The sequence below is a fragment of the Gordonia sp. OPL2 genome (assembly GCF_003797825.1).
Lineage (GTDB): Bacteria > Actinomycetota > Actinomycetes > Mycobacteriales > Mycobacteriaceae > Gordonia.
The window spans coordinates 1-434 of record NZ_RKME01000090.1 but is presented as its reverse complement, the minus strand read 5'-3'; the positions used below and the strand labels follow the sequence as shown (position 1 = coordinate 434).

At 61.5% G+C, this 434-nt stretch carries 1 protein-coding gene; it reads left to right on the top strand.

What is annotated here, in order from left to right:
- Positions 1-434 (top strand): autotransporter outer membrane beta-barrel domain-containing protein (locus EEB19_RS26420; protein WP_187590295.1); only part of this gene is annotated, 434 nt, incomplete at both ends.

The following is a 434-nucleotide window of genomic DNA, read 5'->3' as shown; positions in this document are numbered from 1 at the left end:
TTCTCGCGGAGCGGATAAATGCGTCCGACGATCCTTCCGGACTGGCGTTTAATCAGGCGGTCTCTCCGGTGGATAGCGCACGCGGTATGAGCGTCGGCTGGAATTTCTCTCTGACCGAGGGGATGACGTCCGGCCCGGTCGCCAGTTTACACTCCGATCTGACGTCGCCGCCGCTTACCCGCAATGCGGCCGGAACCGGCTACGTGAATACGCTGGGCTGGCGGGTCGATTATCAGAAGCTATGGGGCGTACATCCGTGGGCTCAGGTGAGCTATAACCAGGAGTTGACGACGGATTTCGGCGGGGCGAACCGCATGCAGGACGGCGCCTGGCGGGACGTGACCTTTGGCGCCGATATGTCGCTCAACTCTCATCTTGCCGCCTGGGCGGCACTATCCCAGGCGGACAATTTACCCACCGGGGCAAACTATCTC